Origin of the sequence: Mesorhizobium sp. M0491, assembly GCF_040321265.1 — a bacterium.
Taxonomy (GTDB): Bacteria; Pseudomonadota; Alphaproteobacteria; order Rhizobiales; family Rhizobiaceae; genus Mesorhizobium.
Window position 1 is genome coordinate 15,235 of sequence record NZ_JAMYRE010000002.1, and the last position, 12,315, is coordinate 27,549.

The 12,315-nt window shown below is 59.7% G+C and carries 12 protein-coding genes; 9 read left to right on the plus strand and 3 right to left on the minus strand.

All coding sequences use genetic code 11. The features are described from left to right. Positions 1 to 879: 879 nt before the first annotated feature. Positions 880 to 1,764: a hypothetical protein gene (locus tag NKI69_RS01965; protein ID WP_352719759.1), complete on the minus strand. Its 885-nt coding sequence runs from the start codon at positions 1,762 to 1,764 to the stop codon at positions 880 to 882. Between the two features lie 529 nt (positions 1,765 to 2,293). Here NKI69_RS01965 and NKI69_RS01970 point away from each other — a divergent pair. The 4 genes from NKI69_RS01970 to NKI69_RS01985 all read left to right on the plus strand — a co-directional run bounded on the left by NKI69_RS01970 (position 2,294) and on the right by NKI69_RS01985 (position 5,821). Continuing rightward, complete coding sequence (locus tag NKI69_RS01970) at positions 2,294 to 3,262, plus strand: helix-turn-helix domain-containing protein (RefSeq protein ID WP_352719761.1); 969 nt, start codon at positions 2,294 to 2,296, stop codon at positions 3,260 to 3,262. Between the two features lie 145 nt (positions 3,263 to 3,407). Further along, on the plus strand, positions 3,408 to 4,925 hold the full coding sequence (gene adh / locus NKI69_RS01975) for an aldehyde dehydrogenase (protein ID WP_352719763.1): 1,518 nt from the start codon (positions 3,408 to 3,410) through the stop codon (positions 4,923 to 4,925). Between the two features lie 69 nt (positions 4,926 to 4,994). Further along, a complete protein-coding gene (locus tag NKI69_RS01980) occupies positions 4,995 to 5,327 on the plus strand; it encodes a DUF779 domain-containing protein (RefSeq protein ID WP_352719765.1) in 333 nt (110 codons plus the stop codon). A gap of 62 nt (positions 5,328 to 5,389) precedes the next feature. Then, positions 5,390 to 5,821 (plus strand): potassium channel family protein, encoded by a 432-nt coding sequence (locus NKI69_RS01985; protein WP_352719767.1) that lies wholly within the window; start codon positions 5,390 to 5,392, stop codon positions 5,819 to 5,821. Positions 5,822 to 5,833: 12 nt separating this feature from the next. On the opposite strand, the gene hemN is transcribed toward NKI69_RS01985, so the two are convergent. Then, the gene (gene hemN / locus NKI69_RS01990) at positions 5,834 to 7,183 is read right to left on the minus strand and encodes an oxygen-independent coproporphyrinogen III oxidase (protein WP_352720099.1); all 1,350 of its coding nucleotides are present in this window, start codon (positions 7,181 to 7,183) and stop codon (positions 5,834 to 5,836) included. A 155-nt stretch (positions 7,184 to 7,338) separates the two neighbouring features. Here hemN and NKI69_RS01995 point away from each other — a divergent pair, with 155 nt between their 5' ends. After that, entirely contained in the window at positions 7,339 to 8,067 is a 729-nt protein-coding gene (locus NKI69_RS01995) for a Crp/Fnr family transcriptional regulator (protein WP_352720101.1), read from the plus strand. On the opposite strand, the gene NKI69_RS02000 is transcribed toward NKI69_RS01995, so the two are convergent. Further along, positions 8,064 to 8,477 (minus strand): hemerythrin domain-containing protein, encoded by a 414-nt coding sequence (locus NKI69_RS02000; protein ID WP_352719769.1) that lies wholly within the window; start codon positions 8,475 to 8,477, stop codon positions 8,064 to 8,066. The two genes, NKI69_RS01995 and NKI69_RS02000, sit on opposite strands and share 4 nt — an antisense overlap. A gap of 242 nt (positions 8,478 to 8,719) precedes the next feature. On the opposite strand from NKI69_RS02000, the gene ccoN reads away from it, so the two are divergent. The 4 genes from ccoN to ccoP are packed head-to-tail and all read left to right on the plus strand — an operon-like array spanning position 8,720 to position 12,101. Beyond that, a complete protein-coding gene (gene ccoN / locus NKI69_RS02005; RefSeq protein ID WP_352719771.1) occupies positions 8,720 to 10,330 on the plus strand; it encodes a cytochrome-c oxidase, cbb3-type subunit I in 1,611 nt (536 codons plus the stop codon). An 11-nt stretch (positions 10,331 to 10,341) separates the two neighbouring features. Next, entirely contained in the window at positions 10,342 to 11,073 is a 732-nt protein-coding gene (ccoO, locus tag NKI69_RS02010; RefSeq protein ID WP_352719773.1) for a cytochrome-c oxidase, cbb3-type subunit II, read from the plus strand. Between the two features lie 12 nt (positions 11,074 to 11,085). Beyond that, on the plus strand, positions 11,086 to 11,235 hold the full coding sequence (locus tag NKI69_RS02015) for a cbb3-type cytochrome c oxidase subunit 3 (protein ID WP_127297376.1): 150 nt from the start codon (positions 11,086 to 11,088) through the stop codon (positions 11,233 to 11,235). Between the two features lie 2 nt (positions 11,236 to 11,237). Next, positions 11,238 to 12,101 carry a cytochrome-c oxidase, cbb3-type subunit III gene (gene ccoP / locus NKI69_RS02020; protein ID WP_352719775.1) on the plus strand — a complete coding sequence of 288 codons (864 nt, stop codon included), beginning with the start codon at positions 11,238 to 11,240 and terminating at the stop codon, positions 12,099 to 12,101. Positions 12,102 to 12,315 lie beyond the last annotated feature (214 nt).

Genomic DNA, 12,315 nt, shown 5'->3' on the forward strand with positions numbered 1-12,315 from the left:
GCGATTTCGCTATCCGGCCGTTCCCGTTTTCCGCTGCTTGCCGTCATCTTGAGACCTCCGAGACCGCCTAATTCGGTTGATTAAATGAGGCAATTCTGTGTCACTGCAAATCATTTACATTTCATTTGAAAAACCCGCGCTCGTATTGACAATTAAAATCTCAAGGACTGCTTCGATACAAACTTCTAATTAGGTTTTCACGAGCACAATAACTCTCAACTCTGCCTTCCAAAGAATTGTATCCTTCTCTATGGCTCATGAATCCCTTTCACGAAGGATTCATGGCCTAGTTTAATTTGATGCACGCCGTCGCTTAGAGGCCGGCAAGAGGGTACGCTTCTAGGATTGGACGACCGTCGTGATGGGCAATTCTTCCTACCTAAATGCCCAAAAAAAGTGCGGTTTTGACTGTGGAGCCACGAGAATCTACACCTCGTCTCCGGATTATCGATCGCGGTTTTTCCGCAGATCGCAATCTTCGCGCCAGCAAACCCGGAGTGATGTCGCTCGATGCTGCTGCGCCTGGCCGCCTGCCATTAGCACGAGATAGATCAACTCGCCGGACTCTTTTGGGTAGAGAGGCTTTCGCGCCTAATGCGGGACCGCCTGATCAAACGGCACGAGAAGCGGACCGCGTACGTAGTCGCGGCATGTACGGTGTCTGCCTGATCCTGCCCCATCCGTAGACATCCAGAATATGACCCATAGGAACGGGAGTGCCGCTTGAGCGTAGATTGCTGAAGACGCGCTCAAGCTGGCATCAGTAGGCCAAAAGCTGATTGTGCGTGCGCTTAGTGGCGGGAACGCGGCCGTCCGATGGAAACCGGGACGTGGCCTTCAGAATTTCTGTAAAATCATTTTACCGATTGCACGCCGACATCAGGCTTCGGGCCTAGTTGAATCCGGTTTGCCGTTGTCGATCGACCAGGCAAGAAGCGGAAGTACGCTTCCGGAGAGCCAAGGGGCTAGTTCCACGCGCGGCCAGCTGTCGCGACCGCCCAGTACCCACAGCACCTCAACCACTTCCCGCCATTTGCTGCGTTCCGGGAAACGAACCACCTGGGAGGCTGCCGCATTGTTCGGGTTCAACTCGACGAACAGCGCCACGTTCTCGAGTTGGAGGCGAGCAATCCTCGCCAGGCGTTCGATCCTGTCAGCTAACCGCCCCTTCAACACGCGCTTGCCGTCTATTGCGGGGGCGAGCGCGGTTTCGATATGGCCAATGATCTCGGCTATATTTCGGGCGATTTCCGAGATGCCAAGCTTTAGCTTCGCCTGCGCATTCGCCCTAAGACCAGCGATGCCGCCAACGTTCGGCAGGTCGATAGGCTCTTCATTCTCACCTCCGCCGATCATTGCCTCGACCTGTTTGACTGTTAGTTGCCGTCCGGCTTCGAATTCGGCAAGCACCCGATGCACATGGTTGGGAGAATTGGCCAGCTTGCCCATGACGCTGGCAGGTACCCTTGCTTGAACCAACCGCGCTCTATGAGCCTTAAGGACGGCCGATATCTTGATGAAACTGTAGGCATGCTGGCGAGTGTAGCCGGACACCGAGGCGACCCATTTGCCGAACGTTCTCTTTGGGATCAGTTTCGCCGCTATGGCTAATTGCTCGCCAGCGTCGAATGTCTGTTCGGCCGTCCGCCGACCCAGTTTTGCAAGTTCAGACTCGCACCTTTTTACGATCTCAAGCTCGGCGGGCTGTAAGCCGAGTTCGGAATGGTCGAATGCCTGCACCCTCGTTCGTGACGCTTTGGTCATCCGTCATCCTCAATGGCCAGCAGGACAAGGCCTGGGCGAGCCGCCAATTGTGGGTATCATTCGACTAATATGGCTGTGCGCCGACAATGGACTATGGCGCCGCAACGGCGGCGTCAACCGGGGGGAATCGCGAGATCACACTGCCCCTGCCCTGATGAATATTCGCAAGCTTTCGGTCTTCGCCGGTGCGTCTTCGTCCGAAGAGCCGAGAAAATCCATCTCACGTCACCTCCTGGCGCATCGCGCGAAACTTTGCTCTCGATCAATGAATGCCAAATCTCGCTTGAGTAGGCTGTCTGGACGTCAACTGAGAGGTTCGCTTCGGCAGAGATGTTGGAACATTCCCCCTGAGGACGACCATCGGTTCGGCCAGACAAAGCGATCAACGTTTGCCTCTCTAGTTCTTCCGACGAATTGACAGTGTGAGGATTGAAAGCGGAAAAGCAGACGCGATGACAGCGTTCCCCTGTCTTGAGACAGACTGGGTGCAGAAACCGAAAGGAAGAGCTGGGGTTCTGGGAGGATAAGCATGGGTGAGGATCTATCCGGTCATCATGCCGACCGTGTTCAGGCCGCGATCGCTTCGGACGCGGCGGCGAAGTCCGCGCTGGTCGCCTCCTGGCGGCGGTCTTCCAGTTTGCATCGGCTCGATCCGACCGATTGCAGCCCTCCACGCTATCTGACAGAGGCGGAATTGGGAGAGGCTCGGCAACGCATCGAGCCGCTTGTCCGGGCCGCTCAATCAAGCCTGGACCGGCTTTATCTTGCGGTAGGCGGCGTCGGGTGCTGCGTCCTTCTTGCCGATCGTGACGGCGTGCCGGTCGAACGGCGCGGCGCGCCTGTGGATGATGAGACGTTTCATTCCTGGGGTTTGTGGACCGGCTCCGTCTGGAACGAACAGAGCGAGGGCACCAATGGTATCGGCACCTGTCTGGTCGAACAGCGGGCGTTGACGATCCACCGCGATCAGCATTTTCATACGCGCAACACCGGGCTGAGCTGCACCACCGCGCCGATCTACGATCACAAGGGAGATCTTATCGCTGCGCTTGACGTTTCTTCCTGCCGGGCTGATCTGACCGAGGTCTTCTCCAATCTTATTTCGATGGCCGTGGTCGACGCGGCGCGCCGGATCGAGGCGGAGAACTTCAAGATGGCGTTCGCGAGGGCGCGAATTCTGCTGGCGCCAGTAGCGGACAAAGGTTCCGGCGCGCTGATCGCGGTTGATGCAGACGACCTTGTGGTCGGCGCGACCCGTTCGGCTCGCCTGGCCCTAGGACTTACACAGCAGTGTCTCGACAAGCCTATGCCTGCGGCCGATCTGCTCGGCTGGGCCAAGAGCGGCCTCGAAGTCCTCGCCGAGGCGGAACGCGGCGTTCTGCAGCGGGCGCTGGCGCGGGCAGACGGAAATGTCTCGGCCGCGGCTCACGCGCTTGGCATCAGTCGCGCCACCCTCCACCGCAAACTCAACCGTCTGGACGTCCACAGATCCCACTGACCTTCAAACCGTCGCATGACTGTCGCAATTCTGCGACACACCTCGCCCGCCCACTGTCCCCGGCGCATTGGCAACAGCAGTGGGAGGTCGCAAGTTTCTTTCCGAAGCGTCGCATCCCGCGACGTCAGTTTTGGGAGGAAGACGTATGAACAAGGTAGAATTCTCGCGCCCGGTCAAGGCGCCCTTCGACAAGCGCTACGGCAATTTCATCGGCGGCAAATGGGCCGAACCCCGCTCCGGCCGCTACTTCGAGAACTTCTCGCCGGTAAACGGTCAGCTGCTGTGCGAAGTCGCGCGCTCGGATGCCCAGGACATCGAAGCAGCCCTGGACGCAGCCCATGCCGCCAAGGACGCCTGGGGGCGCACCAGCGTTGCCGAGCGGTCGCTCATCCTCAACCGCATCGCCGACCGCATGGAGGAAAACCTCGATCTCCTTGCATGCGCCGAAACCTGGGACAACGGCAAGCCGATCCGCGAAACGACCGCCGCCGACCTGCCGCTCGCCATTGACCATTTCCGCTATTTCGCCGGCGCCGTGCGTGGTCAGGAAGGCAGCCTTTCGCAGATCGACGACGATACGGTCGCCTATCATTTCCATGAGCCGCTCGGCGTGGTTGGCCAGATTATCCCATGGAACTTCCCGCTGCTGATGGCCTGCTGGAAGCTTGCTCCAGCACTTGCAGCCGGAAACTGCGTGGTTCTGAAGCCTGCCGAGCAGACCCCGGCCGCCATCTTGCTGTGGGCCGATCTTATCGGTGATTTGCTGCCGCCAGGCGTTCTCAACATCGTCAACGGCTTCGGTCTTGAGGCCGGCAAGCCGCTGGCGTCGTCGCCGCGCATCGCCAAGATCGCCTTTACCGGCGAAACCACGACTGGCCGGCTGATCATGCAATATGCCAGCCAGAACCTGATCCCCGTCACCCTGGAACTGGGCGGCAAGTCACCCAATATCTTCTTCAAGGATGTTGTCGCCGAGGACGACGATTTCTTCGACAAAGCAATCGAAGGCTTCGTCATGTTCGCATTGAACCAGGGCGAGGTCTGCACCTGCCCTAGCCGTGCGCTCATCCATGAATCGATCTACGACAGGTTCATGGAACGTGCGCTGAAGCGCGTCGAGGCGATCGTGCAGGGCGATCCGCTAGACCCAGCGACGATGATCGGTGCCCAGGCCTCGTCCGAGCAGCTGGAAAAGATCCTGTCCTACATCGACATCGGCCGCCAGGAAGGCGCCGAGTTGCTGACCGGCGGCGCCCGCAATATCCTGCCCGGCGATCTCGCCGGTGGCTTTTACGTCAAACCGACTGTGTTCAGGGGCCACAACAAGATGCGCATCTTCCAGGAGGAGATCTTCGGGCCAGTGGTTTCGGTCACGACCTTCAAAGATGACGACGAAGCACTCAGTATAGCCAACGACACGCTCTACGGCCTCGGCGCTGGTGTCTGGACACGCGACAGCAACCGCGCCTACCGTTTCGGCCGCGCGATCCAGGCGGGCCGCGTCTGGACCAACTGCTACCACGCCTATCCCGCGCATGCGGCCTTCGGCGGCTACAAGCAGTCCGGCATCGGCCGCGAGACCCATAAGATGATGCTCGACCACTACCAGCAGACCAAGAACATGCTGGTCAGCTACAGCCCGAAGAAGCTCGGCTTCTTCTGATCGCATCTTCGACTCACAGGCGCGGCTCCACAAGGGGCCGCGTCCCCACATTGGAAATCGGAAGAGACCATGCAAGCGAAGGTGACAGCGACACCGGCGGCTCTTGAACTGATCGCCGAGATTGTCGCCGAGCACGGTCCGGTGCTGTTTCATCAATCCGGCGGCTGCTGCGACGGTTCTTCGCCCATGTGCTATCCGCGTGCCGACTTCATCGTCGGCGACCAGGATGTGCTGCTCGGCCACATCGGTGACGCGCCCTTCTACATCGGCGCGTCGCAATTCGAGGCCTGGAAGCATACCGATCTCATCATCGACGTGGTGCCGGGTCGCGGCGGCATGTTCTCGCTCGACAATGGACGGGAGAAGCGGTTCCTGACACGGTCGACAATCTGTGCCCTATAGGCGAAGCCTGCCGGTTTGATTTCGAGCAAGGAAGGCGCCGCGGCAACCTCTACCTTCCGACGATGATCCTCAATCTGCTCATCGGCACCGTCGTCATAAGCCTGACAGTCTTGATTCATACCTTTGGTCTGATCGCCGTCACACACGCGATGGGACACCTGGTCGCCCGGTTTCGCATGCACGGGCGCCGCAGCCGCATCGTCGCGATGATCAGCGTGGTGATGGGGCTCTTTGCCGTTATGACCGCGGAGGTCTGGCTCTGGGCCGGGCTATACCGGTTGCTCGATATCTTCGCCGATTTCGAAACGGCGCTCTATTTTTCGACCATTACCTTTTCGACCGTCGGCTACGGGGACATCGTGCCCGCTCATGCGTGGCGCATCCTGGCGGCGTTAGAGGGCGTGAACGGGTTTCTGCTCATCGGCTGGTCGACCGCCTACCTGATCGCAGCCGGCACCCGTATCGGGCCGTTCAAGGCCGGCGAGCATTTCTGACCGTGCCGGCGCTCATACCGCTACTGAATGCCTTGCTTTTCCGGTTTCGAGATATTTGTCGAACTTCGCGGCGACGCTTCTGACAAAGGGGCGGCTTTCCGTAGGCACGACGAAGTGGTCGCCATCCAGTTCAAGCATGCGCGCAGGATCAAGAAGGGCAGTGGAACTTGCTTTGCTGAGGAGCCTTTGGCCAGCTTCGCCAAAGCGCTCAACCAGATCTATTGCCGAGAAGGCGAAGTCACACATCAGCCTCTCGATGATCCAGCCTCGAACGCGGTCGTCGTCGGAAAACGCGATACCCCGCACAGCGGCCAGCCCGCCGTCAGCAACCATGCGTCCATATTCAGCGGTCGAAGGCATGTTCTGTACATAGCCTTGCCGAAATTGGCTGATGGACGATGGGCCAAGGCCGACCAAGGTTTCGCAGCGATCCTCCGTGTAGCCCTGAAAGTTGCGGTGCAGCGTCCCGGCGCGAGCGGCAAGCGCGAGCGTATCACCCGGCTTGGCGAAATGGTCGATGCCGATTGCTTCGTAGCCCTGGTCCACGATCGCCCGCGCCGCCAGTTGCGATTGAGCAAATCGCTCCGCGGGACCGGGCAGCCATGCCTCGTCGATCATCGTCTGATGTTTCTTGAGCCACGGCACATGGGCGTAACCAAAAAGCGCAATCCGGTCTGGTTCCAGGGTCAGCGCCTGCGCAACGGTGGAGGAGACGCTCTCCCTCGTCTGGTGCGGCAAGCCGTAGAGCAGGTCCAAATTGACGGATTCGGCACCTCGTGAACGAACGCCGTCGACAACCGCTTTGGTCTGCGAAAAACTCTGCTCGCGGTTGATCGCCTTCTGAACCTTCGGATCGAAATCCTGGACGCCGAGGCTGGCCCTTGTCATGCCGATTTCGGCGAGTGCATCGAGGCGGGCTTCGTCCATATCGTTGGGTTCGATTTCGACGCTGATCCTGGCGTCGGGAAGAAATGCGAAGCTGTTGCGCAGGACGGCTCCCAGCGCCACCAGGTCCTTGGGCTTGAGCATGGTGGGAGAACCACCGCCAAAGTGCACCGCACGCACGCGGCCCTTGCACCCGACAAGACTGGCGACCGTTGCGATCTCGGCATGCAATGAGCGGAGATAGGCGGTCACCGGTTCGTAATGCCGGGTCTGCTTGGTGTGGCAAGCACAAAACCAGCAGAGTTTGTCGCAGTAAGGGATGTGCAGATAGAGCGAAATCTCGTCGCCATCATCGAGTGCTTGCAGCCAGCCGCGACAAACGGCGGCATCAACGCCTGGATGGAAATGCGGGGCCGTTGGGTAGCTCGTGTAGCGCGGGACGTTTTCACCAAGCCTAGCAACGAACTCCGGCCGCAGGTCGCTGTCTGTTTCATTTTGCATGATGCGACATTGCCCACATCAAAGAATCGAGCCTTGATCTCTGTCAATGCCGCATGTGGTCAAACTGCCGCAAGAGTGCCTTAGATGCCGATGCCAGCTTGCCGGGACGTAGTATCTTTTGGACGATCATGATGACAGTGCGCCAGGATGTTCACAGCGACGACATTCCCGTGCTTTGCCAATCTTGCGAGGCAAGGCACCGCGGCGTCTGCGGGGCACTCGATCCGGACCAGCTTGTCGCACTTGCCAAGACCTCCTCGAAGCACGGAGTCGAGCCAGGGGTGGAACTGATCGGTGATGCCGAGACCATCGACAGCTACTCGAACGTGCTATCCGGCGTCGTGAAGCTGACCAAAAGCCTTTCGGACGGACGTCAGCAGATCGTCGGCCTGCAGTTCGCACCGGACTTCCTGGGGCGACCGTTCAAGACAGAAAGCGTCATCAGCGCGGAAGCGGCAACCGCAGTTTCGCTGTGCTCTTTTCCCAAGGCGACGATCGAACGGATGATGAAAGAGTCGTCAGGGTTCGAGCGCCGTCTGTTCAGCCAGGCGCTAAGCGAACTCGACGAAGCACGCGGATGGATGGTGACGTTGGGGCGCAAGACCGCTTCGGAGAAAGTGGCAAGCTTTCTTCTGATGATCGCCAGGAATATCGATCCCACGCTGGACCCGATTGTTAATTCCGCAGCCTTTGACCTGCCGCTGACACGCGCCGACATCGCCGATTTCCTCGGCCTGACGATCGAAACGGTAAGCCGCCAGCTGACCCGGCTGCGAACAGACGGTGTTATCCGGATTGAGAACAACCGGCATGTGACGGTGGAAAACCTAAGCCGATTGGAGCGGCGCTCCGGAACCTAATCAACATCGACGATTCCGATGACGGGCAACACATGCTCGCGTTCAAATGCGATATGCCTGCGCAGGCTTTCGAAGAAACCGCGCAGCATGAAGCCGATGGCCTCGGCATTCTCAATTTTCTTGCCGTGGCCGATCGCCAGCAGGATTTCAGTCACCTCGCCGGCAAAGCATTCGTCTTCGACGTGCTCGGCCCGCAAGCGCCGGGTTGAAGCTGGACTGGCGTTGCCTGTCGAGGCCGCCTCATAGGTGGGAAAGATCACCGTCTCTTCATACTGATGCGTGTTGCGCAGCAGCGGAACAATCACGTTTGCCGTGTTGAGGCATGTCAAACAGTCGACGTTGGGCAAGGTGTCAGCGATGTTTTCTAGAACATCGCAAAGCAGCAGTTTCTCAAGATGCGCGCTCTTCATGGCGGCTCCTGGGTCCTTCCCGCTGGCGGATTGGCCAGCCAGGACCAAATGTTCGCGAGCGACGTCGAAGACCGACAGTTCAAGCTCCCTCCTCCGATTCAATACCAGTCTCCTGATCCTGTGCGGATCGCACGCTGCCCAATTCAAAAGCAATTGGCTTTGACATGGATCAAGGCGGCGGATGGGCGACTGATGGATTGCTTCCGGCGCGGCATATCGGAATCCGCAATCGGGGACATGTCATGAAGTTTGGCACAGAGATTGTAGCTTTGGGGCTTTTCGCATTTGCGGCCTTTGTAGCCGCTGGCTTTGGCGTGGATGAGCCTTTCCGGCAGCATATGTGGGTGCTTTTCCTCGTGTTGCTGGGTTTTATCGCGGTCCTCATGCGCAACACGAGCTTCGAAGCAGCCGCTCCGATCGACCCGTCCGCCTATATGGATGGCCCAATCCGCTACGGCGCCATTGCCACCATGTTCTGGGGCGTCGTCGGCATGACCGTCGGCGTGGTCATCGCGCTGCAGCTTGCCTACCCCCAGCTCAACATCCAGCCCTGGTTCAACTTCGGCCGCCTGCGCCCGCTGCACACGTCGGGCGTCGTCTTCGCCTTCGGCGGCAATGCGCTGCTTTGCACCTCACTGTATGTCGTGCAACGAACCTGCCGCGCCCGGCTCTTTGGCGGCGATCTCGCCTGGTTCGTGTTCTGGGGCTACCAGCTCTTCATCGTCATGGCCGCGACCGGATATCTGCTCGGCATCACCGAGAGCCGCGAATACGCCGAGCCGGAATGGTATGTGGACATCTGGCTGACCATCGTCTGGGTCGCCTATCTCATCCTGTTCCTCGGCACGATCCTGAAGCGCAAGGAACCGCATATCTACGTCGCCAACTGGTTCTACCTGTCCTTCATCGTCACCATCGCGATGCTGCATGTGGTCAACAACCTGTCGATGCCGGCCTCATTCCTCGGTTCGAAGAGCTATTCGGCCTTCTCCGGCGTCCAGGATGCCCTGACACAATGGTGGTACGGCCACAACGCCGTCGGCTTCTTCCTCACCGCCGGCTTCCTCGGCATGATGTATTATTTCGTGCCCAAGCAAGCGAACCGGCCGGTCTATTCCTACCGCCTGTCGATCATCCATTTCTGGGCGATCATCTTTCTCTACATCTGGGCCGGGCCGCATCACCTGCACTACACCGCTTTGCCCGACTGGGCGCAGACGCTCGGCATGGTGTTTTCGATCATGCTGTGGATGCCGTCATGGGGCGGCATGATAAACGGCCTGATGACGCTGTCCGGCGCCTGGGACAAGCTCCGCACCGATCCCATCATCCGGATGATGGTGATGGCCATCGCCTTCTACGGCATGTCGACTTTCGAGGGCCCGATGATGTCGATCAAGACGGTCAACTCGCTGTCGCACTATACCGACTGGACCATCGGGCACGTCCATTCGGGCGCACTCGGCTGGGTTGGCATGATCTCGTTCGGCGCGCTCTACTACATGGTGCCGAAGCTCTGGAACCGCCAGCGGCTCTATTCGCTGCGGCTCGTCACCTGGCACTTCTGGCTGGCGACCCTCGGAATCGTCGTCTACGCCGCGGTGATGTGGGTATCGGGCATCATGCAGGGCCTGATGTGGCGCGAATACGACGAGCAGGGCTTCCTGGTCTACTCCTTCGCCGAAACCGTGGCCGCCATGCACCCCTACTACATCATGCGCGCCATCGGCGGAGCCATGTACCTGTCCGGCGCCCTGATCATGGCCTGGAACATCGCCATGACCATCCTCGGCTATCAGCGCGAGGAACAACCCATGCCGGGCTCCCTGCCCGTCCTGCAGCCTGCCGAATAAGGAGCCAGACAATGGGCTTGATGGACAAACACGCGCTGATCGAGAAGAACGCAACGCTTCTGCTCGTTGGATCGCTTCTCGTGGTCACGGTGGGTGGCATCGTCGAGATCGCGCCGCTCTTCTACCTCGACAACACGATCGAGAAGGTGGAAGGCATGCGCCCCTACTCGCCGCTCGAACTGGTCGGGCGCAACATCTATGTGCGCGAGGGATGCTATCTCTGCCACAGCCAGATGATCCGCCCGTTCCGTGACGAGGTCGAGCGCTATGGGCATTACAGCCTGGCGGCCGAGTCGATGTATGACCACCCCTTCCAGTGGGGATCTAAGCGCACCGGACCGGACCTCGCCCGGGTTGGCGACCGCTATTCCAATCTATGGCATGTCGAGCACCTCACGGATCCGCGTTCGGTGGTGCCGGAATCGATCATGCCGAGCTATGCGTTCCTGAAGGACACGCCGATCGAGGTGAAGGACTTCTCGACGCATCTGGTCGCCAACAGGCGTGTCGGCGTCCCCTACTCCGATGACATGATCGCACACGCCAATGCCGATCTGATGGCGCAGGCCGACCCCAACGCTGACACGTCCGGCCTCGAGGCCCGCTACCCGAAAGCCAAGATCGACGACTTCGACGGCAACCCGCAACAGGTGACCGAAATGGATGCGCTGGTCGCCTACCTGCAAATGCTCGGCACACTGGTCGATTTCAAGAATTACGACGAAGCCGCCGGCTACCGCTGAGGAGTTTTATCGATGGATTACAATTTGATGCGGGAGTTCGCCGACAGCTGGGGTCTGGTCGCCATGGCGCTTTTCTTCGTCGGCGCGATCGCGTTTTCACTTCGCCCCGGCAGCCGCAAGCTGGCCGACGAAGCTGCCCGGATTCCCCTTGAGGACGAGTGATCATGAGCGACGAGCACATCGATGAAGTCTCTGGCGTTTCGACCACTGGCCATGAATGGGATGGTATCCGCGAGTTGAACAACCCGCTCCCGCGCTGGTGGGTCATCACGTTCTACATCACCATTGTCTGGGCGATCGGATACACCATCGCCTATCCGGCATGGCCCTTGCTGCATTCCGCAACAAAGGGTCTGCTCGGCTATTCGAGCCGCAACGAGGTCGGGAACGAGTTGATTGCCGCCGAGGTTGCCAAGGGCAAATACGTCACGGCAATAGAATCGAAAACCGTCTCGGAGATTGCCGCCGACGATACGTTGCGCGAATTCGCCGTCGCCGCCGGCGGCGCCGCGTTCAAGCTCAATTGCGTGCAGTGCCATGGTTCCGGCGCCCAGGGCTCCAAGGGCTTCCCGAACCTCAATGACGACGACTGGCTGTGGGGCGGCAAGGCGGACCAGATCCAGCAGACGATCACGCATGGCATCCGCTTCGCCTCCGATCCGGATACGCGACTGTCGGAAATGCCGGCCTTTGGCGACATCATCACCGCCGACCAGATCAAACAGGTCAGCGCCTATGTTGCCAGCCTGTCCGGAACCGTCGGCGATCAATCGTTGGTCGGGCCCGGGGCCAAGGTCTTTGCGGAAAACTGCGTGGCCTGTCACGGCGACAATGCAAAGGGCAACAAGGAGCTCGGCGCTCCTGATCTGACCGATGCCATCTGGCTCTACGGATCGAGCGAAGCGGCCATCGCCGCTCAGGTCACCGCGCCGAAACAGGGCGTGATGCCGGCCTGGGGCGCTCGCCTTGGCGAAACCAGGGTCAAGGAGCTGGCGGTCTACGTGCATTCGCTAGGCGGTGGAGAATAAGAACGGGGGTCTGTTCTCCGGCCCTCACCGCCCAAGCGACGAGGCCCGGCTCTGCCGGGCCTCGATCTGTTTGCGTGCAGCCGGCGATTGACCTGCATCAACGCGGCACAATCCAGTCGGCGTCACAATCCGCTCGACGCTGTATTTCGCTGACCTGCCTGTACCCAGTCAGGACATTTGCCCGGCGAAATCACAAGCTCCGCGACGGGAGAAA

What these genes read in the sequence shown, in the direction of transcription:
- NKI69_RS01965 (WP_352719759.1), bottom strand. Translation starts at nt 1,764, where the DNA reads ATGACCAAAGCGTCACGAACGAGGGTGCAGGCATTCGACCATTCCGAA.
- NKI69_RS01970 (WP_352719761.1), top strand. Translation starts at nt 2,294, where the DNA reads ATGGGTGAGGATCTATCCGGTCATCATGCCGACCGTGTTCAGGCCGCG.
- adh (WP_352719763.1), top strand. Translation starts at nt 3,408, where the DNA reads ATGAACAAGGTAGAATTCTCGCGCCCGGTCAAGGCGCCCTTCGACAAG.
- NKI69_RS01980 (WP_352719765.1), top strand. Translation starts at nt 4,995, where the DNA reads ATGCAAGCGAAGGTGACAGCGACACCGGCGGCTCTTGAACTGATCGCC.
- NKI69_RS01985 (WP_352719767.1), top strand. Translation starts at nt 5,390, where the DNA reads ATGATCCTCAATCTGCTCATCGGCACCGTCGTCATAAGCCTGACAGTC.
- NKI69_RS01995 (WP_352720101.1), top strand. Translation starts at nt 7,339, where the DNA reads ATGACAGTGCGCCAGGATGTTCACAGCGACGACATTCCCGTGCTTTGC.
- NKI69_RS02000 (WP_352719769.1), bottom strand. Translation starts at nt 8,477, where the DNA reads ATGAAGAGCGCGCATCTTGAGAAACTGCTGCTTTGCGATGTTCTAGAA.
- ccoN (WP_352719771.1), top strand. Translation starts at nt 8,720, where the DNA reads ATGAAGTTTGGCACAGAGATTGTAGCTTTGGGGCTTTTCGCATTTGCG.
- ccoO (WP_352719773.1), top strand. Translation starts at nt 10,342, where the DNA reads ATGGGCTTGATGGACAAACACGCGCTGATCGAGAAGAACGCAACGCTT.
- NKI69_RS02015 (WP_127297376.1), top strand. Translation starts at nt 11,086, where the DNA reads ATGGATTACAATTTGATGCGGGAGTTCGCCGACAGCTGGGGTCTGGTC.
- ccoP (WP_352719775.1), top strand. Translation starts at nt 11,238, where the DNA reads ATGAGCGACGAGCACATCGATGAAGTCTCTGGCGTTTCGACCACTGGC.